Source organism: Microcoleus sp. D3_18_C2 (assembly GCF_036702395.1).
GTDB lineage: Bacteria > Cyanobacteriota > Cyanobacteriia > Cyanobacteriales > Microcoleaceae > Microcoleus.
The window spans coordinates 20,156-43,374 of sequence record NZ_JAUBTG010000007.1; the positions used below are offsets into that span (position 1 = coordinate 20,156).

The 23,219-nt window shown below is 44.7% G+C and carries 29 protein-coding genes; 21 read left to right on the forward strand and 8 right to left on the reverse strand.

Features of this window, described 5'->3' with window-relative positions; translation table 11 throughout:
- The coding region (locus QUA88_RS07010; protein WP_333270989.1) for a PPC domain-containing protein at positions 1 to 727 on the reverse strand (727 nt) is incomplete at its 3' end.
- Between the two features lie 354 nt (positions 728 to 1,081).
- Between QUA88_RS07010 and bchI the strand changes: the two genes are divergently transcribed.
- Positions 1,082 to 2,197, forward strand: coding sequence for a magnesium chelatase ATPase subunit I (gene bchI / locus QUA88_RS07015; RefSeq protein WP_333270992.1), 1,116 nt, complete (start codon positions 1,082 to 1,084; stop codon positions 2,195 to 2,197).
- A 95-nt stretch (positions 2,198 to 2,292) separates the two neighbouring features.
- Positions 2,293 to 2,826, forward strand: coding sequence for a crossover junction endodeoxyribonuclease RuvC (gene ruvC / locus QUA88_RS07020; protein WP_333054731.1), 534 nt, complete (start codon positions 2,293 to 2,295; stop codon positions 2,824 to 2,826).
- Positions 2,827 to 2,833: 7 nt separating this feature from the next.
- Here ruvC and QUA88_RS07025 read toward each other — a convergent pair whose 3' ends face one another.
- On the reverse strand, positions 2,834 to 3,403 hold the full coding sequence (locus QUA88_RS07025; protein ID WP_333054732.1) for a Uma2 family endonuclease: 570 nt from the start codon (positions 3,401 to 3,403) through the stop codon (positions 2,834 to 2,836).
- A gap of 261 nt (positions 3,404 to 3,664) precedes the next feature.
- Between QUA88_RS07025 and QUA88_RS07030 the strand changes: the two genes are divergently transcribed.
- Positions 3,665 to 4,039, forward strand: coding sequence for a hypothetical protein (locus tag QUA88_RS07030; protein ID WP_015179219.1), 375 nt, complete (start codon positions 3,665 to 3,667; stop codon positions 4,037 to 4,039).
- A 127-nt stretch (positions 4,040 to 4,166) separates the two neighbouring features.
- On the opposite strand, the gene QUA88_RS07035 is transcribed toward QUA88_RS07030, so the two are convergent.
- Positions 4,167 to 4,436 (reverse strand): hypothetical protein, encoded by a 270-nt coding sequence (locus QUA88_RS07035; RefSeq protein ID WP_333054733.1) that lies wholly within the window; start codon positions 4,434 to 4,436, stop codon positions 4,167 to 4,169.
- Positions 4,437 to 4,656: 220 nt separating this feature from the next.
- On the opposite strand from QUA88_RS07035, the gene QUA88_RS07040 reads away from it, so the two are divergent.
- The 3 genes from QUA88_RS07040 to QUA88_RS07050 all read left to right on the forward strand — a co-directional run bounded on the left by QUA88_RS07040 (position 4,657) and on the right by QUA88_RS07050 (position 7,005).
- Positions 4,657 to 5,880 (forward strand): hypothetical protein, encoded by a 1,224-nt coding sequence (locus tag QUA88_RS07040; protein WP_333208233.1) that lies wholly within the window; start codon positions 4,657 to 4,659, stop codon positions 5,878 to 5,880.
- Between the two features lie 10 nt (positions 5,881 to 5,890).
- Positions 5,891 to 6,124, forward strand: a complete 234-nt coding sequence (locus QUA88_RS07045) for a hypothetical protein (RefSeq protein WP_333208234.1) — start codon at positions 5,891 to 5,893, stop codon at positions 6,122 to 6,124.
- A 245-nt stretch (positions 6,125 to 6,369) separates the two neighbouring features.
- Positions 6,370 to 7,005, forward strand: a complete 636-nt coding sequence (locus tag QUA88_RS07050; protein ID WP_333270997.1) for a restriction endonuclease subunit R — start codon at positions 6,370 to 6,372, stop codon at positions 7,003 to 7,005.
- Between the two features lie 80 nt (positions 7,006 to 7,085).
- Here QUA88_RS07050 and QUA88_RS07055 read toward each other — a convergent pair whose 3' ends face one another.
- The 3 genes from QUA88_RS07055 to QUA88_RS07065 all read right to left on the reverse strand — a co-directional run bounded on the left by QUA88_RS07055 (position 7,086) and on the right by QUA88_RS07065 (position 9,444).
- On the reverse strand, positions 7,086 to 7,421 hold the full coding sequence (locus QUA88_RS07055; RefSeq protein ID WP_333054737.1) for a ribulose bisphosphate carboxylase small subunit: 336 nt from the start codon (positions 7,419 to 7,421) through the stop codon (positions 7,086 to 7,088).
- A gap of 45 nt (positions 7,422 to 7,466) precedes the next feature.
- Positions 7,467 to 7,877 (reverse strand): RuBisCO chaperone RbcX, encoded by a 411-nt coding sequence (gene rcbX, locus QUA88_RS07060; RefSeq protein WP_333054738.1) that lies wholly within the window; start codon positions 7,875 to 7,877, stop codon positions 7,467 to 7,469.
- A 136-nt stretch (positions 7,878 to 8,013) separates the two neighbouring features.
- On the reverse strand, positions 8,014 to 9,444 hold the full coding sequence (locus QUA88_RS07065) for a form I ribulose bisphosphate carboxylase large subunit (RefSeq protein ID WP_333045238.1): 1,431 nt from the start codon (positions 9,442 to 9,444) through the stop codon (positions 8,014 to 8,016).
- Positions 9,445 to 10,001: 557 nt separating this feature from the next.
- Between QUA88_RS07065 and QUA88_RS07070 the strand changes: the two genes are divergently transcribed.
- The 11 genes from QUA88_RS07070 to panB all read left to right on the forward strand — a co-directional run bounded on the left by QUA88_RS07070 (position 10,002) and on the right by panB (position 16,952).
- On the forward strand, positions 10,002 to 10,298 hold the full coding sequence (locus tag QUA88_RS07070) for a hypothetical protein (RefSeq protein WP_333208236.1): 297 nt from the start codon (positions 10,002 to 10,004) through the stop codon (positions 10,296 to 10,298).
- Between the two features lie 19 nt (positions 10,299 to 10,317).
- On the forward strand, positions 10,318 to 12,075 hold the full coding sequence (locus QUA88_RS07075) for a serine/threonine-protein kinase (RefSeq protein WP_333054739.1): 1,758 nt from the start codon (positions 10,318 to 10,320) through the stop codon (positions 12,073 to 12,075).
- Between the two features lie 83 nt (positions 12,076 to 12,158).
- Positions 12,159 to 12,536: a hypothetical protein gene (locus tag QUA88_RS07080; RefSeq protein WP_333054740.1), complete on the forward strand. Its 378-nt coding sequence runs from the start codon at positions 12,159 to 12,161 to the stop codon at positions 12,534 to 12,536.
- Between the two features lies 1 nt (position 12,537).
- Complete coding sequence (locus QUA88_RS07085) at positions 12,538 to 12,921, forward strand: toxin-antitoxin system TumE family protein (RefSeq protein WP_333054741.1); 384 nt, start codon at positions 12,538 to 12,540, stop codon at positions 12,919 to 12,921.
- Positions 12,922 to 13,011: 90 nt separating this feature from the next.
- Positions 13,012 to 13,491: a hypothetical protein gene (locus QUA88_RS07090; protein ID WP_333054743.1), complete on the forward strand. Its 480-nt coding sequence runs from the start codon at positions 13,012 to 13,014 to the stop codon at positions 13,489 to 13,491.
- A 58-nt stretch (positions 13,492 to 13,549) separates the two neighbouring features.
- Complete coding sequence (locus QUA88_RS07095; protein ID WP_333271003.1) at positions 13,550 to 14,356, forward strand: hypothetical protein; 807 nt, start codon at positions 13,550 to 13,552, stop codon at positions 14,354 to 14,356.
- Between the two features lie 54 nt (positions 14,357 to 14,410).
- Complete coding sequence (locus QUA88_RS07100) at positions 14,411 to 14,875, forward strand: hypothetical protein (protein ID WP_333054745.1); 465 nt, start codon at positions 14,411 to 14,413, stop codon at positions 14,873 to 14,875.
- A 152-nt stretch (positions 14,876 to 15,027) separates the two neighbouring features.
- Positions 15,028 to 15,444, forward strand: a complete 417-nt coding sequence (locus tag QUA88_RS07105; RefSeq protein WP_333054746.1) for an aspartyl protease — start codon at positions 15,028 to 15,030, stop codon at positions 15,442 to 15,444.
- Positions 15,445 to 15,592: 148 nt separating this feature from the next.
- Complete coding sequence (locus QUA88_RS07110; RefSeq protein ID WP_333054747.1) at positions 15,593 to 15,859, forward strand: type II toxin-antitoxin system ParD family antitoxin; 267 nt, start codon at positions 15,593 to 15,595, stop codon at positions 15,857 to 15,859.
- Positions 15,856 to 16,155: a type II toxin-antitoxin system RelE/ParE family toxin gene (locus QUA88_RS07115; protein ID WP_333054748.1), complete on the forward strand. Its 300-nt coding sequence runs from the start codon at positions 15,856 to 15,858 to the stop codon at positions 16,153 to 16,155. Before QUA88_RS07110 ends, QUA88_RS07115 begins: the two co-directional genes overlap by 4 nt.
- Positions 16,156 to 16,175: 20 nt before the next feature.
- Positions 16,176 to 16,952 (forward strand): 3-methyl-2-oxobutanoate hydroxymethyltransferase, encoded by a 777-nt coding sequence (panB, locus tag QUA88_RS07120; protein WP_333271008.1) that lies wholly within the window; start codon positions 16,176 to 16,178, stop codon positions 16,950 to 16,952.
- A gap of 61 nt (positions 16,953 to 17,013) precedes the next feature.
- On the opposite strand, the gene tatA is transcribed toward panB, so the two are convergent.
- Positions 17,014 to 17,244 (reverse strand): twin-arginine translocase TatA/TatE family subunit, encoded by a 231-nt coding sequence (gene tatA, locus QUA88_RS07125; protein WP_333271011.1) that lies wholly within the window; start codon positions 17,242 to 17,244, stop codon positions 17,014 to 17,016.
- A gap of 90 nt (positions 17,245 to 17,334) precedes the next feature.
- Between tatA and QUA88_RS07130 the strand changes: the two genes are divergently transcribed.
- From QUA88_RS07130 to QUA88_RS07145, 4 genes are all read left to right on the forward strand, one after another.
- On the forward strand, positions 17,335 to 18,072 hold the full coding sequence (locus tag QUA88_RS07130; RefSeq protein WP_333208240.1) for a phycocyanobilin:ferredoxin oxidoreductase: 738 nt from the start codon (positions 17,335 to 17,337) through the stop codon (positions 18,070 to 18,072).
- 71 nt (positions 18,073 to 18,143) lie between these two features.
- Positions 18,144 to 19,787 carry an HlyD family efflux transporter periplasmic adaptor subunit gene (locus QUA88_RS07135; RefSeq protein ID WP_333233488.1) on the forward strand — a complete coding sequence of 548 codons (1,644 nt, stop codon included), beginning with the start codon at positions 18,144 to 18,146 and terminating at the stop codon, positions 19,785 to 19,787.
- A gap of 189 nt (positions 19,788 to 19,976) precedes the next feature.
- Positions 19,977 to 21,137: an ABC transporter permease DevC gene (devC, locus tag QUA88_RS07140; protein WP_333054753.1), complete on the forward strand. Its 1,161-nt coding sequence runs from the start codon at positions 19,977 to 19,979 to the stop codon at positions 21,135 to 21,137.
- A gap of 125 nt (positions 21,138 to 21,262) precedes the next feature.
- Positions 21,263 to 21,985 carry a DevA family ABC transporter ATP-binding protein gene (locus tag QUA88_RS07145; protein ID WP_333054754.1) on the forward strand — a complete coding sequence of 241 codons (723 nt, stop codon included), beginning with the start codon at positions 21,263 to 21,265 and terminating at the stop codon, positions 21,983 to 21,985.
- 17 nt (positions 21,986 to 22,002) lie between these two features.
- On the opposite strand, the gene QUA88_RS07150 is transcribed toward QUA88_RS07145, so the two are convergent.
- Positions 22,003 to 22,914: a hypothetical protein gene (locus tag QUA88_RS07150; protein WP_333054755.1), complete on the reverse strand. Its 912-nt coding sequence runs from the start codon at positions 22,912 to 22,914 to the stop codon at positions 22,003 to 22,005.
- Positions 22,915 to 23,219 lie beyond the last annotated feature (305 nt).

Below are 23,219 nucleotides of genomic sequence, written 5' to 3' on the forward strand. Positions count from 1 at the left end.
GTTCAGATGTGAGAGTTGTTTCGGAGTCTGTAGTGACTGGTTTGTCGGTAGTTGTTGATGTTTCTGTGGCAGATTCACTTGTTGCTACAGGTTTTTCTGGTTCAGATGTGAGAGTTGTTTCGGAGTCTGTAGTGACTGGTTTGTCGGTAGTTGTTGATGTTTCTGTGGCAGATTCAGTCGTTGCTATAGGTTTTTCCTGTTCAGATGTGAGAGTTGTTTCGGAGTCGGTAGTGACTGGTTTGTCGGTAGTTGTTGATGTTGTTTCTGCGGTGACAGTCTTGTCTTCAACAGGAGTTCCTGTAATTACATCTATGTTTGCAGTGGGTTTTTCCGAAGTTTCGGCGCTGTTTGAGGGAAGTAGAGAATCTGATTGTGCACCGGTGAGGGTGTCTGCGTCGGATGATTTTTGAGTGCTAGTTGGTGCTAAATTCAGCGTGTATTTGATGTCGCCACTGATTTGCAAAACTTTGACTGAATAGTCTCCGGCTAGTAAGCTGTCAACACTAATTGTTTCTGCACTGGTTCCCGCGTTTGTGGAACTGTAAAGTGGTGCGCCACTAGAGTTTAACAAAAATACGTCGGCATTCCCGCTCAAACCGTCGATCGTGAATTTGAAACTTCCCGGACTGTTGAGGTTAAATTTGTAAAGGTCAAAAATATTTGTAGTGTCAACACTACCTGTGTAGGTTTTGCCGTCAGCCAATGCCCCGATGTTAAGTTCAGTCATACTACCCCTGAAAAATAGTTGGTTGAAAACGCTCTTAATTATCTATCTGGGGGAAGTTGAGGTTTTTATGCGAAGCGCGGTGAATCGTTACATAAGTTTACATTAGGGTTGCCGATCGCCCAAAATTTGCAATCTACCCGCATTTAATGTACTTGGTGATGTTGCTTCAAACTCTTGTGAGGTGGGCAGGAGAGTCCGCGCAAATCTACAATGTAAATGCAGCAAATCTTAGTGGCGCTTAGGTTTTAAAGGGGCTCAGTGCTCTGTGGGAACCATACCCTACAAGTGCGATCGCCCCAGACAATCCCTTATCCCCTACAATAAACAAGCAATTATTATATTTTGAGTTATCCTGTGAGTCCTACTGCCGAAGTCAGCAATACCCTAAATGCGGGCGTCCTACCAACCGTTACCGCTACCGCAGCCCGTCGCGCTGTTTTTCCCTTCACTGCAATTGTTGGCCAGGAGGAGATGAAACTGGCGCTGCTGTTGAATGTCATCGATCCCAAAATTGGCGGAGTGATGATTATGGGCGATCGAGGTACTGGTAAATCTACCACAATCCGCGCCCTCACTGATTTGCTGCCGGAAATTGAGGTGGTGGCTGACGATCCTTTTAACAGTCATCCCACTGATCCAGATTTGATGAGTGATGAGGTGCGCGATCGCACTTTATCTCAAACTGACATTAAAATCGCCCGCAAAAAAGTCCAAATGGTAGATTTACCTTTGGGCGCGACCGAAGACCGAGTTTGCGGTACGATCGACATCGAGAAAGCTTTGTCAGAAGGTGTTAAAGCTTTTGAACCGGGGCTTTTAGCTAAAGCTAACCGTGGCATTCTGTACGTTGATGAAGTCAATTTGCTCGACGATCATTTAGTCGATGTTTTGCTCGACTCCGCCGCCAGCGGTTGGAATACTGTGGAAAGAGAAGGCATTTCGATCCGCCACCCGGCTAAGTTTATTCTCATCGGTTCCGGGAATCCAGAAGAAGGAGAATTGCGGCCGCAGTTGCTCGACAGATTCGGGATGCACGCAGAAATTCGGACTGTAAAAGACCCGAATTTAAGAGTGGAAATTGTCGAACAGCGATCGAGTTTTGACCAAAATCCGCCGGAGTTTCTCGCGAAATATCAGCACGAACAAGATGATATGCAGCAGAAGTTGGTGGAAGCTCAGGAAAGGTTGAAATCGGTAACTATTGATCGAGAGTTGCGGGTAAAAATCTCCCAAGTTTGCGCGGAATTGGACGTAGACGGGCTGCGGGGCGATTTGGTGACGAATCGGGCTGCGAAAGCTTTCACGGCTTTGGAATGCCGCACGGAGGTGACTGTGGACGATATTCGCCGGGTGATGACTCTGTGTTTGCGGCACCGGTTGCGGAAAGACCCGCTAGAATCAATAGATTCGGGGTATAAAGTGACTAAAGTGTTCGATCGGGTATTCGGTCTAGAATCAACTGAGGGGTAATGGGTAATTGGTAATTGGTAATGGGTAATTGGTGGTGATGAAACCTTCCCAAATTTTCATACCTAATTCCCCATTCCCAATTACTAATTCTGGCAATGGAAAAACGAATTTTAGGATTAGATCCGGGCTTAGCAAATCTTGGCTACGGGGCAATTTCCTGTCAAATTGTCCCCGGCAAACAAGATAAAAACAGCGTTTCCATGATTGATTGCGGCGTCATACAAACAACGCCAAAACAGGAAATGGGACAGCGCTTGAAAACAATTTACGACGATTTGCACGAGGTAATTGAACAGATTAAACCTGATATAGCAATTGCCGAAAAACTGTTTTTTTACAAGATGGGAAATACCATACTTGTAGCGCAAGCGCGGGGCGTTTTGACGCTAGTATTGGCGCAGTGTGGAGTGCCGCTGTTCGAGTTTACGCCGGCTCAAATTAAGCAAGCTTTGACGGGCCGCGGTAATGCGGATAAATCCGAAGTGCAAGATGCCGTGGCGCGGGAGTTGGAGTTGGGTTATATTCCGAAACCCGACGATGCGGCAGATGCTTTGGCGGTGGCTTTGACTGGTTGGTACGATGATGATATTTGTCCGAAGAAAATACAGTTGGAAACAGGAAAAATTTGATGCAATATCAAATCATCGGCAAATTAAGCACAAATCCGGGCAAGACATCTTCTCCCGATAAATTTACAGGAAATTGTACAATCTCTACTTGGCGAGAAGGGCGATAAATCTCAACTTGTTCGTCTAGAGGATTAATTAACCAACCCAAGCGTAAACCGCTGTTTAGATACTCCTGCATTTTCTCCTGCAGCGGCCGCAGCGGGTCTGGGCGCGATCGCAATTCAATGGCAAAATCAGGACAAATTGGCGGAAATTTCTCTTGTTCTTCTGCTGTTAAAGCAGACCATCTTTCTAGGCTAACCCAAGCCACGTCTGGAGCTCGATAGCCATTATTAGGCAAGCGAAAAATTGTAGAAGAACTAAACACTCTCCCTAGCTGCGTTTTACGGTTCCACAAGCCCAAATCTGTAATTAAATAGGCTTTTCGATTGCCACTGACTCCGCCTACGGGTGACATAATAATGATTTCTCCTTTAGGTGTCCGTTCAAATTGCCAATCTCGATTCATCTGGCATAAACGGTAAAACTGTTCATCTGTTAGTTCGACAGTATCTAAGTTTAAAATAATGGTTGTCATTTTTCCTAACTCCCTAGAAATATGAGTCCTGCAAACCTATTTTAGCCCCACATTTTGTCAATTTCAACATCACTCCTCATAGCCTGGACTTAAGCTTTAATACCAGGGCTTAAGCCCCAGCCCGACCATTGCGAAGTGCAAAATATTAGTTGAAAATGTAATTAAGTTCGATCGCCCAATTCCCATCTCAATCAAAAAATGCTATAATAGCCACTTTAATTGCTAAACTTATCCCACCAGCAAAAAACACAGGAAAATAATATGGTGATTATTACCTCACAACAAATTGCCCAATTTCGATCGCAATTAGCAGAATATCCCGAAGCCCTAAAAGCCCTAGACGCCATCGAAGATTGCGAAGGTAACATCGAAGATGCAGCGATATCTCTAGCAATTCAAGCCGGACAAGAACCGAATATCTCGGAAAATTGGTTAGACGGATTGGCTAAAAGATGCCGCGTTGCTATCTGCAAATCAGAGGTTAAAGAAGAGTTAACAAACGGACAATTGAATGCAGCATTTAGAGATTTAGTTGCCGCAAAAATTTGCCCTGATATTTTGGTGACTTCGGTGATTATTTATGTATTTAAAACTGGGGTAAATGATTTTTGTGAACCTCTCGAATATAAACTGTAAAGCCATAGCTGCATTTAAAAATTAGGTGACACAAAGCTATCCCAAAGGGTAGGGAATCGCCCTCATTTCTCAAAACATGATACAACGAGACGATCCTCTTCGAGGGCTTCGCTAACGCACTTTTTCTCTACCCCTGTCCACTACTGTACCCAGCCAGCATCAAATCCGGCGACAAACCCAAAGATTTCCCCAGCAAACGAGCAAGTTGCACTAAAAAATTAGCAGTATCTTCGTCACCTTCGCGGGCCATTGAAGCCGATATCTGGATTAGCATTTGCACAAATCCCGCATCAATTAAATCCGAACGGGAACTCAAAACTTCTGGTTCTTGGCCGTTGGGACAGGTAAGCACTCGCTCGATTAAGTTCAAATAAGCCTCTTGACGTTCTGGATTCATTTTGGCAGGAGCTTTACAGTAAATAATTTATTATTACGTTTAACTCAGTCCTGTCAATCAGGCGATCGAATAAGCGATCCCCGTTTTTACTCTAGGAACTCCATTCAGTCAGGAATAGACAGGAGTTTAAAGAAAATCTTAAGTTTTTCAATGCTAGTTTAGTCGAGGTATGGTGCGCCGAAAATCACCCTACTATTCAAGGGAATTAGGAATATAAAAAATGAAAATAGGAATATTTTTAGGAAATCTCGGAAACCCCGCCATCTACTATCCCAAACTCGCCACAATTACTGGCGGAGTCGCGGCGAGTATTTTTCTTTGCCAATTATTGCAATGGCAATCACAAAAGTCCAACTCCGGCGAATGGGTGAAAACTAAGAGCACAGAAATAGAAAAAGCAACGGGTTTAAATCAGGAAGAACAGGAATTAGCGAGAAAGCAGCTCAAAGTGCGATCGCTCCTGAAAGAAAAACTACCAAATCCCAACACCGACACCCTAGAACTCTGGGCGGACATTGACGCTTTGGAGGAAAAACTCAATCACTTTTGGACATCCAATCCTGCCGGAATTATACCACAGACAACCCGGGAAAACAACAATCACCCTGTAGAAATAATCCCCGAAACATCACCCCCAAATCATGTAGTTAAAACCGACAAATATTTCGGGCAACCCCGCCAGCAAATAGCCGTTGCTGTCACCCCGAATTACCGATTTAGCGGCCCTTGGAATTCCCAAGAAGAACTCCACAACTTTCAGCGAGCTTTAGAAGCATATGCTCAAGAGCATAATTTAGGATTTGGCAATCCTTCTGGATGGGCATTTAAAATTATTGACAGCATGACAAAAGGCTTAACCTCGACTTTTTGGGATGAATTTATCGCCGGAATCCCTTTAGGAGAAAGTCAGAAAGTCAAGCGGGATTGGGAAATCGAGCCGGAAGTGCCTTATCCCGCCTTTGAAGAGGAGCGAATTCAGTATTACGTGCACAAAGGCGAACCGCTGGAAGCAGCAGTCTCTAAAGCCCGTGCTGATTTGAGAAACCCGGTTTTGGGCAAAGATTTGTGGGAGGGTTTTTTGCGAAAGTGCGATCGTATTGCTGATGATGCACTCAAAGCAAAACAGCAGGGCGTTGACACACCATATCTGCCGTCTTCCTTCAACGAAAAACCGCAAATCACCAAGGATAGCGTTATGCGGAAGTTAGGGGCGATCGCCCCGCAATTTGCCCTCAATCAATCCACATCTGAAACAATTGCTGAACCACCAAAACTCGAACAAAAAGAGCCATCAACCGCCACCGAAATCCCCAGTATTTCCTCTTTGCAAAAAGCTTACAAAACTCCTCTAGGTCGAAGTCTAGTAGAAAAACAAATCGCTGCCAACCCAGAATGGGGCTACGAAATAGTTGACGGTGAAATAGTCGAATCAATTCCTTTTTAATGAGACGGATATGAAACGAATTAGCGATATCAATCCACTGGGAGAAGAGCGACCAAATCCTTCTGAGGAAGAGAGAGAAAAACTGCGGGGGGAGAGGTTGCAGCGAGAAATAGATGAAGGATATCAAAAGTTAGTTGAACTCTGCAATTTAGGCGAATATGATATGGCAAAACAGCTTGCCAACCGCAACTCTAATTGGGGTTATGAAATAGTTGATGGAATTGTGATGGAAAGGATAGATTAGGTTCGCAGTTATCCCATTTGTCACTTTCTTGGGCGGGCAAGATGCCCGCCCCACAAAAAAATTAATATGTCGTGGAACAGGCATCTTGCCTGTTCCTAAGAATATGAGCCGGCTCTCCGGCATACCCCACAAGAAACTTGATATGTTGTGGAACAGGCATCTTGCCTGTTCCTAAGAATGGTGCAAATTGACTACCGCAATGTCTATGTTATAATTATCACTAAAACTTAAATAACTATTATACAATGACAACTATTAATGCCAAAAACCTAACATTAGCAGAAGTACACCGTCTGTTCGGCTTTCAAAAGCAGTACACGAACTCATTTACCTCTCTGTTATCCTTTGAAGATATCACAGAACACGAAAAGGAGGAACTTATACAAATTAGGGATGATTTCGATGACTACATTTCAACTGATAGAGTTTCTGAAGGACTGGTAAAAGCTCTGACTACCTTTCCCCTAATGCGATTAGCTGGCTTCTACCGCCGCCCGATTAAAATTAGTTTAGAACAAGACATCGCTGAAATTAGCATTGAAGATGAAGATACTATCATTAAAGGACGGTTTGATATCTTGGCTGTCAACAGGATAAAACCTATCAGAAGCGATACATATTTTTGGGTTTTGGTGATTGAAAGTAAAAATTCTGGAATCAACGCATTGATGGGTTTATCCCAATTGCTAACCTATGCTTATCAAAATTTAAAATATCAAGACACAATCTGGGGCTTGACAACAAACGGAATGCACTATCAGTTCGTCAATATTCAGGGGGGCAATAACCCAACCTATCACCTAATGCCTTTGCTAAACCTGATGGAGTCCGACTCTTCAATTTTGTTGCTGCAAGTGTTAAAAGCTATTTGTAAGCTATAAAAAAAGAGGCAGAGAAAATTCCCCGCCTCCAATCTGCAATGACTGTTAACCTAAAAGTTAGATTAGCCAGCCAATACTTTTTAGTAGCCTCTGGTGTTCGGCTTGTGGACGATGAAGCTGAGCACTTGGCACTGCTTCACGTTGTCAAAACCCATGACGCGGATGTAGCAGCTAGGATTTTCTTGACGGCAAGCTTGAACTTCTGTCATGATTTCTTGGACGCTGCGAGCACCAAACAAAGGCAACTTCCACATAGTCCAGTAGCGCATTTCAGCGGCAGAGGTTTCGTTGAATTCTACGCCGGGAATGTAGCCTTGATCCAAGATGTATTGGAGTTGCTTGGCAATTTGGGCGTCTGTCAGCGGGGGCAAATAGGACAGAGTTTCGTAACGACGCTCTTTAGGTAAAGTCTTCATTTTTTGTATCTCTAAGGTGTGTGTTCGATCGCACTTGTCGATCGATTAACTCGACAAATTATCCAGATTCGGTTCAGAATCTATTGATGTTTCAGGATTACTGCTAGAAACAGACCAATTAAGTTGCGTAGTTCGCTCTAAATGCTGGCGTCTGTGTTCCATATTCGCCTGTTGAATGCCAGTACAAACCATTTCTGGCAAAAATTCCGTCACATCGTGAGCCAGATACTCTCGCACAGTCATGATCCGAAAGCCTAAATCTTGATTTTCCAAAAGCAACTCTTGAATATAAGCTTCTCCATCTTGGATTTTGCCCTTAGTGGAAAAGTCATTCAACCAGATTGCCAGAGGAGGATTGGTTTCGCTCAACTGAGCGACCACCATCCGCACGGATTGATAGGTTAGGTAACTTGCCAGCACCTTAGCGGTGTCTTTCGCAACTTGTTTGAGATCCATTTTGACCCCAGCTCCCTCAAATTTTAGATTTTGGATTTTAGATTTTGGATGCAAACTTACTTGTAAATCTTCTTCAAAGATAAAGACTTCCCAGCAAGTTTGCGACCTAAAACCTAAAATCTCAAACCAAAAATCCTTAAAGGGTATCCATTGCCTCAAACTCAAACTTGATTTCTTTCCAGAGTTCGCAAGCAACAGCCAGTTCAGGAGACCATTTGCAAGCTTCGCGAATTACGTCGCCGCCTTCGCGCATCAAGTTGCGGCCTTCGTTACGAGCTTGGACGCAAGCTTCCAAAGCAACGCGGTTAGCAGTTGCACCAGGTGCGTTACCCCAAGGGTGGCCCAAGGTGCCGCCGCCGAACTGTAAGCAGGAGTCGTCGCCGAAGATTTCCACCAAGGCTGGCATGTGCCAGATGTGGATACCACCGGATGCAACTGGCATGACACCAGGCATGGAGGCCCAATCTTGGGTGAAGTAAATACCGCGGCTGCGGTCTTCTTCGATGTGGTCTTCGCGCATCAAGTCTACGAAGCCCATCGTGATGCCTTTTTCGCCTTCGAGTTTACCCACAACTGTACCGGAGTGCAGGTGGTCTCCACCGGACATCCGCAAGCACTTGGCAAGCACGCGGAAGTGGATACCGTGGTTTTTCTGACGGTCGATAACTGCGTGCATGGCGCGGTGAATGTGCAGCAAAATACCGTTGCGGCGGCACCATTTAGCCAAGGTGGTGTTTGCAGTGAAACCACCGGTCAGGTAGTCGTGCATGATGATGGGGGTTTTGATTTCCTTAGCGAACTCAGCCCGCTCCATCATTTCTTCGCAGGTAGGGGCAGTTACGTTGAGGTAGTGACCCTTGACTTCGCCGGTTTCTGCTTGGGCTTTTTCAATAGCTTCTTGAACGAACAAGAAACGATCGCGCCAACGCATGAACGGTTGCGAGTTGATGTTTTCGTCGTCTTTGGTGAAGTCCAAACCGCCGCGCAGAACTTCGTAAACGGCACGGCCGTAGTTCTTAGCAGACAGACCCAATTTGGGCTTAATTGTACAACCCAGCAAAGGACGGCCGTACTTGTTCAATTTGTCCCGCTCAACGGTAATACCGTGAGGAGGGCCTTGGAAGGTTTTCAGGTAAGCGATGGGAATCCGCAAATCTTCCAAACGCAGAGCGCGCAGAGCTTTGAAACCGAACACGTTACCGACCAAAGAGGTCAGCAAGTTGGTGACGGAACCTTCTTCAAACAAATCCAAAGGATAAGCAATGAAGCAGATATATTGGTTGTCTTCACCGGGAACTGGTTCGATGTCGTAGCAGCGACCTTTGTAGCGGTCGAGGTCGGTCAGGAGGTCTGTCCAAACAGTCGTCCATGTACCTGTAGAAGATTCAGCAGCCACAGCAGCGCCTGCTTCTTCTGGGGGAACTCCCGGCTGCGGTGTGACGCGGAAGGCTGCCAAAATATCTGTATCTTTCGGCGTGTAGTCCGGCGTGTAATACGTTAGTTTATAGTCTTGAACTCCGGCTTTATACCCAGCCTTTGATTGAGTTTGGGTTTGCGCGTAAGCCATATCTCGCTTCCTAGTATTCGCTTAATTTTTTTGCCCGATCGCAGGCTGTTAAAAATATATCAACAAAGTGTCACTCTCAAATTTTAATATTCTTTTAATCATCATAAGTATTATTTATTTTGCTTTACATTAGGCAAATATTTGTAACATATCTTATGAAATACCAGCGACGAAGGATGCAGGAGGAAAGGCTGGGGATCGAAGAGATTTTGGATTTTAGATTTTGGATTTTAGATTGAGGAAACAGGAAAGATTAGTCATAAATACTTAATTTTATGGTGGAGATCGATTAAATTTGAGATTGTAAATTTTAGGTTGGGGGGAGGAAAAGTTAGTTATAAATACTTAATTTTAGGGTAGGAGATCGAGCTCAACTGCAATCGAGTATGCAATTATTTAATTGAAAATCCCGTGGGGGGCCAAGAAACCGGGTTGATGGGAAAAATTTGGGTATATTAACGAGAAATATAGCAAGAAACCGGGTTTCTGAGGTTGTAAAGCCCGATCGCGCCAACTCTGGCACAATCCAAAATCGAAAATCCAAAATCCAAAATCCCGTGGGTGGGCGAGAAACCGGGTTTCTACGAAAAATTGGTGCTAAACGAGAAATATACCAAGAAACCCGGTTTCTGAGGTTGCTGCTGCGATCGCGCCAACTCTGGCAAAATCCACAATCTAAAATCGAAAATCTAAAATCCCGTGAATCGGAGACCGCCAACTCAAAAATCGACAGCATAGCACATAATATGGACAGGACTTGTGCTCTCAAACCAAATCCGTCGTTACAGCCATTTGACCACGCTGAAAACCGGGTTTCTGCGTTAGCGGCGCGTAAGTCTACTATGGATATTTAGCCCCATTTTTACTCTGGTTGTGCCTCACCCCCCTTCAAAAGCCGTCCACTGCATCAATCCAGATTGCCCAAGGCCCTACCCTCAGACTTGGGGCAACAATTTTTGTCATAGTTGCGGAGCTCCCCTGCGACTAAAAAATCGCTACGTGCCTCTAGAAAGCCTCGGTTCCGGGGGTTTTGCAGCGATTTTCACAGTTTGGGACACAGAAACTGAAACCGAGCGCGTCCTGAAAGTGTTGCTCGAAACGGCCCCGAAAGCCCTGAAACTGTTCGAGCAAGAAGCTTGGGTTTTGGCACTTTTGCGGCACCCTGGCGTCCCTAGAGTCGATCCTGACGGTTATTTTCACGTCCAAACACAAAATTTTGCAGGCGGGGAGGGAAATCCTGCGGCGAAGCGGCTGCCTTGTTTGGTAATGGAAAAGATTCACGGCAAAACTTTAGAAGAAGTTCTCGACGAGCACCCTCAAGGATGTCCGCAGGAATGGGTGTTTAGTTGGCTGAGTCAAGCTGTGGAAATTTTAGAGGAGTTGCACAGGTGTCAGATTATTCACCGCGATATTAAACCCTCAAATTTGATGCTGCGAGACCCGGAATCGCCCCAAGTTTTGCTAAGCAAGGGTTTGGGCGGACTGCAATTGGTGACGATCGACTTTGGGGGAGTTAAACAGATGGGCGGTGTCGAACCGGTGGGGAAAGATTCTCCGAGTTCGACGCGGTTGATTTCGCCTGGGTACAGTCCGCCGGAACAAATTGTGGGCGGCGGTGTGGTGCCGGCGACGGATTTTTATGCGCTGGGGCGGACTTGCATTCATTTGCTGACGGGGAAGTATCCGGCCCAAATTGAAGATCCGATGACGGGTGAGTTGCGGTGGCGCCACATTGTATCTGTGAGTCCGCCTTTTGCGAATTTGTTGGACGATATGGTGCGATCGAACGTGCGGGAACGTCCGGCGACGGCTGGGGATGTTCGGGCGCGTTTGCAGGAGATTTATGCTAGGAGTAAGGGCAAAATTGCCATCGCCCCCATGGGTCAAGCTATTGTAGAATTCTGTCGGCAAATAGTGGTGGCGGGGGCGCAAAAAACGGGAAGTTTGACGGTTGCGCTGTTCGGCGCGATCGCCCAAATCGTGGTAGCTTCTCTGGATACGGGCTGGGAAATGGTGCTGGGTGCCGTTGGTGGAAGTGCGGGGGCGATCGGCGGTTTGGTTTTGGGTTATGCTTCGCCTATTGGCCCGGAAATTGCCAGTTTTCTGAATGAAGGTTTGCAGCAATTAATTCCTAATATGACTTTCGCTGTCGGGCCGGAAGTGCTGCTGTTTGGATTTGCGGGATTGGGAACTGCGATCGGTTTGACTGATGCGGGGAGTTTTCGCCAGCAAAAACAGTATTGGCTGTCTGGATTGATGGGAGCTCAGGGTTATTTGTTGGCGGGTTTGTGCTGGATGGAAGCAACAGCTTCTAGTGGTGTGCAGGGGGTTATTTTGGGAGCTTTTGCGATCGCCTCTATGACTGTGGGAATGGGTTTGCGGAGCCATCAATTAGTTCACGCTTTGGTAGTGGCTGTTTTCTCTACGGGAATGTTTCTGTTTCTGAATGCGTGGAACATTTTTCCGGGGAGTTTCTTTGGGATTTTGTCACTGTCTAACGTTACCTTCGGCTGGCTGCAAGTTTGGGGCTCAATTGTGTTTTTTGGTTTGTTGGGAAGTGCGATCGGGCTTTGTTTGGGAGTTAGTCATTATTTAGTTGTGCCGGTGCTCAGGTGGTTGGGATGGAAGTAATGGTTATGATTGTTTTGCGTAATATCAATTCCAATGCCACCGGATTTGGTATAATAATCTAAGCTTCAAAAGGAGTCACAAGAATGGCTGAAATCAAAATCATCTGTGAACGCCCAGACTCAATCCTGCGTTTCGTCACAGATGCGATTACTAAAGAGTTACAATTACTCGCCGATGGAATTAGAGTCACTGAGGAGAGATTGAGAGAGTTTGAAACTCAATATCAATTTTCCACTCAAGAGTTTTTAAGCAAGTTTAGCAATGATGAATTACATCATAGTCCCGACTTTGATGAGTGGATTGGTGAATCTAGGATGCTGAAGAGATTGCAAGATAATGCTAAGGAATTAAACAGTATTGAATTTTTTGTAACGCCGCAGTCCCGGCGGTATGGCACTATAGCCACAATCACCGCCGATTTAGCCACAGCTCAATTAGTGAGTGAAATGAGGGAGGCATAGTTTGTTCATTGAGGAGTATTTTGAGCAAATTCGGGAGGCTATTGCTGCTTGTACAGCAGTTGAGTCTTTTCAACTGACAGAAGCCAAACGTGATAGTTATACCGGGTTTTTGCGGGGGAGGGTTTACTTTCCAGATGGCTCATTACTTCATCTGCGCGAGTTTGTCTATGTAATTACAGAAGTTGAGCGGGATATGTATTCATATCACTATGTTAATTCGTCGGAAAATCTAATTTTTCGTTATGATAATGCTGACCATAAACCTAAGTTGAATTTACCTAATTTACCTCACCATAAGCATGAAGAGAGTGAAGAAAATATTGTGGCCTCTTCCGCACCCACGTTAGCTGAAGTGTTACATGAAATCAACAGGTTATTGTTGTAATATGTTCATAAATACCAAAGAAACCGGGTTTTTGCGGAGTCTACGGACGGTAACCAAGTATTTTCATGAAAACCCGGTTTATAGACTCTTATGCTAATCAAGTCGCTGTCAATTAAACCCGTCTCCAGATTATCAATAATTTGTGCGATCGCGATCGCCCTTGTCCTCAGCAGCCCCAATCTAGCCAAAGCCGAATCGCGAGAACAAGCCGTCGATCGATTGACTGATTTCTTATTCTACAGGGTTAATCCTCAGTTAAACAATCGCAAACTCCATGGGGGCGATCGCGAATATAGCAATCAATGGCGGAGATTGCGCGAAGCGATCGATCCGCGAGTTAAGTCGGTACAAGAAGTCTGTTTTATGCCAGCCCCAGAAGAGACAGGATGGGAATTCACGACAATTAACGGCGAAACCTACGAGCAAACCTACGATTTACTTGCAGATACAATTTTTTACAGCCGCCATCCTCAACGAACCGGACAGCCCATTCCCAAAAGCGATCGGATCGGCATTAGTGAATGGTCAGCAATTCGACGCGAAATGTATATTTCCAATTGTGGATTGTGAGACTCGATCGCCTTACGCCGCAAGCAGCATTGATTGTAAAAAGAAAGGTTTTAAACCGATGAGTATGAAAAATTGGATATGCGATCGCACTCTTGTTACAACCAGAATTATTGCAGCCTTGATGGGACTAATCGCCATTGGATCTACAAGTTTGGCCGATGCTGCCACACAGCAACAACTTCCCAGCCTAAATAGTGCAAACATCGATACAACAACTAAAAAAAATCACCTGAATCATCCAGAAGAAAATTCAACTATCGAGGCTTTGAATAAAAAAGTTCTAGTCAGCCTTGAAACTTCTGTAAATGCCCCCAAAAAAATCCCTCTTCAACAAGGTATGCCATACAAAGAGGCGCGTCAAATCCTGATTAAACAAGGGTGGCAGCCAAGCTTACAAAGTCAACCTAACCTCAGAGATCGTTCGGTTAAAGAGCTATTTGATTTAGGATATAAAGAGATTAAGGATTGTTCGGGTACAGGAGAAGGGCCTTGTCGTTTTGAGTTTATCAATCAACAAGGAGAACTGCTAGTTATAGTCGCTACAACAAGAGGTTCTGAAAATACAAAACGTTTTGTGAGGAATTGGTGGATTGAGAAAAAGACAGATAGCAATCAACAAAAATCGTCATCAAACATAATTCAAGAAGGTCGTTATTGGTTGGGAGGTTCGGCTCAGGGTTTAGAGGTAAAGGGAAAACAATATCGATATTATGATGAGTCTAATATCGACCGACCGTGGCAACCTCTATCTGAGTTACAATATATCACAAAAGGCGTTGTGTTTGATGGAAAAAGTTATTGGTGTTTATCTACTCTCGCACCTAAAACCGGAGGAATTTCTTGTTCTAAAGATGGATGGAAATAAAAGATTTATTGGCAGCTATATCTGGGATATTGATAATTTTTATTGGGTTTAATCGTGCTAACTAAATCACTTTCACTTAAGTCAAAATCGAAGTTTTTAGGGTTGTGTGCGTTAGCTATAGCCCTTGTACTCGCTGGTTCCAATCTAGACATTGCTACAGCGCGCGATTATGAATCACGCACTCAAGCTGTGGATAGGTTTACGGATTGGTTTTTTTATAGAGTGAATCCTCAATTAGGAGGTCGCAAATTGCGTTCTGACGATTCTTCGGCCTACATCCGCGAATGGAATGCTATTCGTAGTACAGTCGATCGAGAAATGATTACTACACAAGGAGATTGCGTCGGTGATGCTTTCTGGGACTTCGATTATCGTTATCATGGGCGATCGCTAGATCGGATTGCAGATACAATTTGGGATATCCGCGATCCATCGGGTGACAAAACTCGTGCAGATGTTTCTAAACAAGAATGGCAGAAGCTTCGTAATTCAATAATTAGAGAACATTTTTGCTATTAAGTTGCCATATTTCTCAACCCAATTTAAAGAATAAAGAACAACAGCGCTTTTAGTTACAAATATTGTTAAAATGTAAAATAGGCAACCTCGATTGTAGATCGTTTAGTCGAAAGGCAACGGCAACATTCTATAGCAAAACAAAAGGATAAAAAATGGGCCGACTTACCGCAACAATAACCGTCACCAACGAAGTAGACAAGATGCTAGCAGAAAGAGGATTTATCGCCACAGAGCAAATACGATCGGTCACCATCGATAACGTCCTAGTAGATAAAAAAGCAACTCGACTCTGTTTACCAGCAGATATTATCAGTCAGTTAGGTTTAACTTTAGTTGGTGAAATCCAAGGAAATACAGCAATAGGAACTCGACCATTTCGTCTGTTCAAAGATGTCAGTCTTGCCGTAGCTGAACGGGAAGGCAGGTATGATTGTGTAGAAATTCCCGCAGGAGAAGAACCTTTACTCGGCTTAATTCCCCTCGAAGATTTGGGTTTAGAACCGGACTTTAAAAATCAGCGGTTGATTGTTTTGCCGGCGGAGGGAATGCAAAGCTATATTCGGGTGTAAAATCTAAATTATTAACGTTAAATGCTGGCTATACCTACATGAGAGCTTACTTGTCTCTGATTCATTGTTTAAAATCCCGATCGCAAAATTTGATAGTTTTTTGTTATTATGGGAAATAGTAGTTGACTCAAATAGGTGACTCAACGTAATGAACATATCCTTAACTCCCGAACTAGAGCAGTTTGTTCAGTCAACAGTCAACAACGGTAGATACTCATCAGCTTCTGAAGTGGTATGGGCTGCGTTACGATTGCTAGAACAACGAGAAATGGAACGCTTGGTGCGTTTAGAGGAACTCCGCAAGGAAATAATGATTGGAATTGAAGCTTCCGATCGCGGAGAGGTTTTTGATGGTGAAGAAGTGTTAAGAGAACTGCGTGAGGAGATTCAGCAAGCCGATGAGGGTGAAAAATGAGTCGATACACTTTGAGTGCCCCCGCCAAGCAAGATTTAAGGGAACTCACGAACTATCTGTTGCAGTTTAGCGCCAATGCAGCCAACCATTTTCTTAATGTTTTTCAGGAAAAATTTCGTTTATTAGCAGATTTTCCAGAAATGGGGCGCAGTCGTGAGGAATTAGCACCGTCTCTACGCAGTTTCCCTGTAGATAAATATGTAATTTTTTACCGCGTTATTAAAAATGGTATCCAAATTGAAAGGGTGTTGAGTGGTTATAGAGACTTTGAGGATGTTTTTGTAGAAGACAGATAATATTATATTTTTGCACTAAAATGTCAGTCACTACTCATCAATTAATTCAGTGGAAACAACAAGGGCGGTCAATTGTTGCCCTGACAGCTTATGATTATGCGATCGCCCAACTCATCGATCGAGCAGGCGTAGATATCATCCTAGTCGGCGATTCTCTGGCAATGCCCATATTGGGCTACGAGACAACACTGCCCCTCACTCTCGATGAAATGCTGCACCACGCTAAAGCAGTGCGTCGCGGTGTTAAACAAGCATTAATTGTTGTCGATTTGCCGTTTTTAACCTATCAAGAAAGTCCCCAGCAAGCCATGCAATCGGCGGGGAGAGTTTTGAAAGAAACCGGCGCTCAAGCTGTAAAATTAGAAGGTGGATATCCAGCAATGGCCGCCACAGTTTCGCAGCTAACATCCGCCGGAATTCCAGTGATGGGACACGTCGGTTTAACTCCGCAGTCGGTACACCAACTCGGCTACAAAAAACAAGGAAAAACTGTTGAAGCTGCCGATCGCATCATAGCAGAGTCGATCGCGCTTCAAGAAGCCGGTGCCTTTGCGATCGTCTTAGAACACATTCCCGCAGACTTAGCCGCTCAAATTACCCAAAAATTAACTATTCCCACCATTGGTATCGGCGCAGGGCCGCACTGCGACGGTCAAGTTTTAGTTACTTCCGATTTGCTGGGACTTTCTGAAAAACAGCCGCCTTTTGCGAAAGCTTACGCGAATTTGCGAGAAACAATTACCCAAGCTGTGAAAGATTATTCCCTTGAAGTTAGAGAAGGCAAATTTCCCGAATAGGTTCGTAGTGAGCGCTTGAACCCTTAAAAATGAGGACTAAAATCCTCACTACAAACCTAATTTACACTTTCGGCTGACCCTCTTCCTCTTTATCCTTCTCAACAGCTTCATCCTCAGATTGACCAACCCCTTCCTTAAAACTCCGCAGCGTTTTACCCAAAGCATTTCCTAACTCAGGAATCTTCTTGGGGCCGAAAATTAGAATAGCGACTACCGCAATAATGCCCATTTCGGGCAATCCCAGACCAAACATACACTCATCTCCTGTAAAACTTGCTCGATCGTAAGTCAATCTACTGATATTGTTAAAGTATCTACGTTTTTTCCTGCATCCTGCAAGAGTAGAATCAAGTTTTATTAAGCTATCCCCCGATAAATAGGAATGTTAGAAATATCCCAGCCTTCTCTGCGCGAACAACAGCACCATCTCATCCGCGATTTAGCAGACCGGATGGAAGCAGTATGGCACCGCTATCTCGACCTCGAACCCTACCACCTGCCCGCTGAGTTGGGATACGTAGAAGGGCGCTTGGAAGGAGAAAAACTGATCATTGAAAACCGCTGCTATCAAACGCCCCAGTTCCGCAAAATACACCTCGAACTCGCTAAAGTCGGGCCGGTACTTGACATACTGCACTGCGTGATGTTTCCCAGACCGAATTATGCTTTGCCGATGTTCGGTACGGATATAGTAGCAGGCAAAGGCCAAGTTAGCGCCGCGATCGCAGACCTTTCTCCCCTCAATCCCGATCGAACTTTGTCGGAAACCTACCGAACCCAACTGGAAAGTTTGCAGATAGACCAATTTTCTTGTCCCCGCCAAATTCCCGAATGGGGGGATATTTTCTCAGAATTTTGTCTGTTTGTGCGGCCAGAGTCTCTCGAAGAAGAAACTCGGTTTCTGGATATTGTTCAATCCTACGTTGAAATTCACTGCCAACAGGCAGTCGCTTGCGAACCAGTCTCTGCCGCAGAAGGATCGAAAATTCTAGACGCTCAAATTTACTACTGCACCCAGCAGCAGCAAAACGACAAAACCCGCCGCGTACTCGAAAAAGCTTTCGGTCAAGATTGGGCAGAACATTACATGACCGAGGTGCTTTTTGATATCCCTAAATAGCTGAAATTGGTTTACAATACTTCATAGTGGGTGGAAAAAACTTAATCAGGAAATCACCTACTTTATAAGTAATGGTAAAGGAATCACGGGTTAAGGATAAATCATTTTTAAAACCCCCAGGGCGAGGAGTCATCGGTTTAGCGATCGCCGCCACTGTAATTACCACAGGAGTCGGTTTTTGGCAAGTATCTCAAATTAGAAAAGCCGAAGAGTTAAAGGCGGCGGCTGCAACGGCGGCTGCAACTTCCGTCGCCACCCGCAACAGCGTTACCGCTTTGGGTAGGTTGACTCCCCAGGGGGAAGTTATCAAATTGTCGGCCCCTTCGGCGTCGGAGGGAGCAAGAATTGAACAGTTGCAGGTGGAAGAGGGCGATCGAGTCAGTCAAGGACAAATCATAGCAGTTCTCGATACGCGCGATCGGCTCCAAGCAATCCTCCAACAAGCCGACAAAGAAGTCAAAGTCAAACAAGCAGAATTAGCGAAAATTCAAGCAGGCGCAAAAACAGGCGTTGTCGGCGCCGGGAAAGCAGAAGTTGCCAAGTTTGAAGCACAAGTGCAAAGAGAAACCGAAGCCGAAGCCGCCAATGTCGCCCGCTTAGAAGCTCAACTGCGAAGAGAAACCGAAGCCGAACAAGCTAACGTCGCCAAATTCGAGGCCGCGCTGCAAAGAGAAACCGAAGCGGAACAAGCTAATCTTGCTAAATTTGAGGCACAACTCCAAAGAGAAACAGAGGTGCAGCAAGCCAAATTGGCTAGGTTAGAAGCTCAATTGCGGGGCGAAATTGCCTCTCAAAACGCTACAGTCGATCGGCTAAAAGCCGAATTAACCAACGCCGAAGCCGAGGAAAAACGCAATAAAGAACTCTCCGAAACAGGCGCAATTTCTGCTTCCGCCTACGACACCAAACGCTTAGCAGTAGAGACGGCTCGCCAGAGAGTCAAAGAAGCGCAAGCTATATTAGAAAAAACCGTGCAAACACTGCAAGAGCAAATAGTCGAAACGAAAGCAACAATCAAACAAACAGTAGAAACAGGCCAGCAGGAAATCAATCAATCGCGAGCCAATCTCAAACGCAAATTAGAAACTGGTAGGCAGGAAATTAACCAAGCCAGAGCCACCTTAAATCAAAAGATAGAAACAGGTAGAGAACAAATTAATCAAGCCGAAGCAATACTCAAACAAAAAGCAGAAACTGGCCAAGAAGAAATCAATCAAGCCAAAGCAAATCTAGACCAAATTGCCGAAGTACGTCCCGAAGATGTGCAAGCAGCCCAAGCCGCCGTAGAAAGTGCGATCGCCGCCAAACAAAAAGCTCAAGTAGACTTAAACTTAAGTTACATCAAAGCACCCGTATCCGGCTACATTCTCAAAGTTCACAGCCGACAAGGAGAACGCGTCAACACCCAAGACGGCATCGTAGAACTAGGCGGCACCGACCAAATGTACGCCGTAGCAGAAGTTTATGAAACCGACATCGCCAAAGTGCGAAACGGCCAGCGCGCAGCAGTCACCAGCCCCGTTTTGGCAGGCACTTTGGCAGGAACAGTCGCTCGCATCGGCAAACAAATCGGCAAAAAAGATGTCCTGAATACCGACCCCGCCGCCGACACTGATGCTAGAGTTATCGAAGTAAGAATTCGCCTCGATCCCGAGTCGAGCAAAAAAGTTGCAACCTTAACAAACTTGCAGGTTGAAGTTAAAATAGATATCTAAATTTTACGTTGACCAAACTTACGCATGGGCACTCAAGAAACCGGGTTTTTTACCGAGATTAAGGGTGTGAATCAAATATAAGGGTAAAAAACCCGGTTTCTCAACACCCGTGCTTAAATCCTAAAATTATTCAATCCAAAATCCCCAATCTAAAATCTAAAATCTAAAATCTAAAATTGATTGACTCTTATGGCAAAAATACCGCTAGCTTGGGCACAGTTAACTCGCGAAAAAATGCGCTTAGTAATCGCGCTAGCCGGCATTGGATTTGCCGACTTGCTGATGTTTATCCAGTTTGGATTTAGAGATGCGCTGTTTGAAAGTTCCATCAGCTTTCACTCGCAATTAAAAGGAGATATTTTTATCACCAGCACCCAGTCAACGGCTTTAATAGCCATGAAAAGTTTTCCCCAACGGCGTTTGTATCAAGCTTTGAGTTTTAACGGCGTTACCGGAATCAGCCCGGTATATCTAGGCTTTGGTTTGTGGAAAAATCCCGCACCAGACAAAAACAATACCCGCCAACTGATGATAATCGGTTTTGACCCCAATCGTCCCATCTTTGATCTGCCGGAAGTTAAGGATAATTTGGACAAAATCAAAATTTCAGATGTCGTTTTATTCGATCGAGCTTCCCGCCCGGAGTTTGGGCCAGTAGCAGACTATTTCAACCAGGGAAAGCCTGTGGAAACTGAAATAGACAACCGCCGCGTTACTGTAGAGGGGTTATTTACTCTAGGAGCATCTTTCGGTGCTGATGGCAATATTATTACCAGCGATTTGAACTTTCTGCGGATTTTTAACAGTAGAAGAACTAGAGGCTTAATTGATGTCGGAATTGTTCACTTGCAGCCGGGAACTGATGTCAAGGCGGTTATTGAAAAAATGAGGGCAACTTTACCACAAGACGTGACTATTGCTTCTAAAGAAGAGTTTGTAGCTTTTGAGAGAAAATATTGGGAGGAAAGCACGGCGATCGGATTTATTTTCACTCTCGGCGCGGCTATGGGATTTATTGTCGGCATCGTGATTGTCTATCAAATTCTCTATACTGATGTTACTGACCATTTGCCAGAATACGCTACTTTGAAGGCGATGGGATATAAAGACAGTTACTTTTTGAGTGTGGTTTTTCAAGAGGCTTTAATTTTGGCAATCCTGGGCTATTTGCCCGGACTTGGGATTTCTGTGGTGCTGTACAATTTAGCGAGAACTGCTACGAGTTTGCCGATGTACATGACTTTGGGGAAAGTTGTAACTGTGTTTGTCATGACAACAGTCATGTGTTTTGTATCGGGGGCGATCGCGGTTAGGAAGTTGCAGGCGGCAGATCCGGCGGATATTTTTTAAGGAAGGAAGGCACGACACGGATTCTGACACGGATACACGGATTAAAGAATGAGGAATTATGAAATAAAAAAACACTCATAACTCATAACTAATAACTAATAACTAATAACTAATAACTAATAACCATGAACACTCTACCAGTTGTCTCAATTAAAAATCTAAACCATTCTTTCGGCGAAGGTCAACTTCGCAAACAGACATTATTTGACATCAACCTAGAAATTTATCCGGGCGAAATCGTGCTAATGACGGGGCCTTCGGGGTCTGGTAAAACAACATTGTTAACCTTGATTGGAGCTTTGCGATCTATCCAAGAAGGTAGTCTGAAAATTCTCGACCAAGAATTGCGGGGAACGCCGAAAAATAAATTAGTACAAGTCCGTCGCGACATCGGTTATATTTTCCAAGCTCATAATTTGCTGAAATGCTTGAGTGCTAGGCAAAATGTGCAAATGTCCCTCGACCTACACAACCATCTTTCTAACAAAGAAACTAATGATAAAATAGAAGGGATTCTGGAAGCTGTGGGGTTGGGAGACAGAATAGATTATTACCCAAGCAGTCTTTCGGGCGGCCAAAAACAAAGAGTTGCGATCGCCCGCGCATTAGTCAGCCAGCCGAAATTAGTATTAGCAGACGAACCCACAGCAGCACTAGACAGTAAATCAGGTCGAGATGTGGTAGAAATCATGCGAGGTTTAGCCAAAGAACAGCACAGCACTATTTTGCTTGTCACCCATGACAACCGCATTTTAGACATAGCCGATCGCATTATTCACATGGAAGACGGCTACCTCGCACAAGATACATCAACAGCGGCTGCCACAGGCGTTCTTTCGGGAAAATAATATTAATCCACCTCAACTTATTTCCGAGAACCGGGACGCTTTCCTCCTACCTTGGCAGGACTTTTTGTTGCACCTTTGGCTGGAGTTTTAGAACTACTTTTGCCGTTTTTTTGGCCTTTCGCTCCTGTCAACTGGCTCTCAAGGTCATTTGCAGGTCGGCCCGCAGGCGTTCTCGTAGTCCTAAAGGTAACATTCACCCCTTCATTCGACTGTTCCAGCACCAACATCGGCGTCGGCTTGGCTTTTTGATCCCACTCAATATGAACGATGCGACCTTGAATTGTCGGCTGCCAACTGTCGTGGTCGTCTGAAGGACTCAGATAAGTTTCCAAACAGTCAATAATTTGATTAATTGTCGCTGATGTAGCCTGAGTCGGCAGTTTCATCAGCTTAATTTGAATCCGAAACAGCACTCGTTTTTCTATTTTTACCGCCGGATCGCCAGTTTCGTATTCGATATCAAACATCGAATCCACTTGCCTGCCACTGCCGGCATTCCCGTTTTTATCTCCCACTGCAGCCTGAGTCGGACGCAGGGCAATACTAATTTTCTCTTTGACTTTTACCTTAATCTGATTCACAATGGCAAAGTGAAAGACTTCTTCCGCCATTCGCATTCTCAGGTAGTCTAAATTAAAGTCTCGCGAGTGGATAAGGTCGGGATTCTTTTCCATCTTTGACATGGTTTCCAGAGCCATTTTGTATTTTTTCTGGAGTTCTCGATTTCTAAACTCCTCAAACTTGAGCTTTTTGCTCAAATCGTCGAGTTTTAGCTTGGTAAACACAGCTAAACCGATAAGCAATAACAACAGTAATCCCGACGCTCCCATGAAGAGTTGGTCTGAGGACGGATCTCCGGGTTTAGCCTGTTTAGGTTTGGGAGAGGCTACTGCCAACCTTGGTTCTACAAGGATTATTTGGGTTGACATGGGCTTTTAAAGGGTAAAATTTGACGCTATATTTATACAGGACTCCAGAGTAGAGCTGGTAGTGCAACTGGATCAACCAACATTGACATCATTCCACCATCATCTTGGTACAACTGGATTTCTGCAACTGGAACACGCACCCTCTAATTAATACTTTATCTTTAACTGCAAGCAGGTTTCCGAAATATCGGAAAATCGTGCGCTGGTACTGGCCAATAGAAATGGTGAATTGTCTGTAAGATATTATACCAATACAGCTAAAAAAAATGTTGGTTCGGGGGTCTCCTTTTCTAGAAAAATAAAAA

Excerpts from the sequence above, each read along its gene's own strand:
- rcbX (WP_333054738.1), bottom strand. The coding sequence starts at position 7,877 with ATGGATCTCAAACAAGTTGCGAAAGACACCGCTAAGGTGCTGGCAAGT.
- QUA88_RS07030 (WP_015179219.1), top strand. The coding sequence starts at position 3,665 with ATGGTGATTATTACCTCACAACAAATTGCCCAATTTCGATCGCAATTA.
- QUA88_RS07130 (WP_333208240.1), top strand. The coding sequence starts at position 17,335 with ATGTTAGAAATATCCCAGCCTTCTCTGCGCGAACAACAGCACCATCTC.
- QUA88_RS07105 (WP_333054746.1), top strand. The coding sequence starts at position 15,028 with ATGGGCCGACTTACCGCAACAATAACCGTCACCAACGAAGTAGACAAG.
- QUA88_RS07145 (WP_333054754.1), top strand. The coding sequence starts at position 21,263 with ATGAACACTCTACCAGTTGTCTCAATTAAAAATCTAAACCATTCTTTC.
- QUA88_RS07150 (WP_333054755.1), bottom strand. The coding sequence starts at position 22,914 with ATGTCAACCCAAATAATCCTTGTAGAACCAAGGTTGGCAGTAGCCTCT.
- QUA88_RS07080 (WP_333054740.1), top strand. The coding sequence starts at position 12,159 with ATGGCTGAAATCAAAATCATCTGTGAACGCCCAGACTCAATCCTGCGT.
- devC (WP_333054753.1), top strand. The coding sequence starts at position 19,977 with ATGGCAAAAATACCGCTAGCTTGGGCACAGTTAACTCGCGAAAAAATG.
- QUA88_RS07065 (WP_333045238.1), bottom strand. The coding sequence starts at position 9,444 with ATGGCTTACGCGCAAACCCAAACTCAATCAAAGGCTGGGTATAAAGCC.
- QUA88_RS07050 (WP_333270997.1), top strand. The coding sequence starts at position 6,370 with ATGACAACTATTAATGCCAAAAACCTAACATTAGCAGAAGTACACCGT.
- QUA88_RS07090 (WP_333054743.1), top strand. The coding sequence starts at position 13,012 with ATGCTAATCAAGTCGCTGTCAATTAAACCCGTCTCCAGATTATCAATA.
- QUA88_RS07110 (WP_333054747.1), top strand. The coding sequence starts at position 15,593 with ATGAACATATCCTTAACTCCCGAACTAGAGCAGTTTGTTCAGTCAACA.
- QUA88_RS07025 (WP_333054732.1), bottom strand. The coding sequence starts at position 3,403 with ATGACAACCATTATTTTAAACTTAGATACTGTCGAACTAACAGATGAA.
- QUA88_RS07045 (WP_333208234.1), top strand. The coding sequence starts at position 5,891 with ATGAAACGAATTAGCGATATCAATCCACTGGGAGAAGAGCGACCAAAT.
- QUA88_RS07095 (WP_333271003.1), top strand. The coding sequence starts at position 13,550 with ATGAGTATGAAAAATTGGATATGCGATCGCACTCTTGTTACAACCAGA.
- QUA88_RS07115 (WP_333054748.1), top strand. The coding sequence starts at position 15,856 with ATGAGTCGATACACTTTGAGTGCCCCCGCCAAGCAAGATTTAAGGGAA.
- QUA88_RS07040 (WP_333208233.1), top strand. The coding sequence starts at position 4,657 with ATGAAAATAGGAATATTTTTAGGAAATCTCGGAAACCCCGCCATCTAC.
- ruvC (WP_333054731.1), top strand. The coding sequence starts at position 2,293 with ATGGAAAAACGAATTTTAGGATTAGATCCGGGCTTAGCAAATCTTGGC.
- QUA88_RS07135 (WP_333233488.1), top strand. The coding sequence starts at position 18,144 with ATGGTAAAGGAATCACGGGTTAAGGATAAATCATTTTTAAAACCCCCA.
- QUA88_RS07035 (WP_333054733.1), bottom strand. The coding sequence starts at position 4,436 with ATGAATCCAGAACGTCAAGAGGCTTATTTGAACTTAATCGAGCGAGTG.
- QUA88_RS07055 (WP_333054737.1), bottom strand. The coding sequence starts at position 7,421 with ATGAAGACTTTACCTAAAGAGCGTCGTTACGAAACTCTGTCCTATTTG.
- panB (WP_333271008.1), top strand. The coding sequence starts at position 16,176 with ATGTCAGTCACTACTCATCAATTAATTCAGTGGAAACAACAAGGGCGG.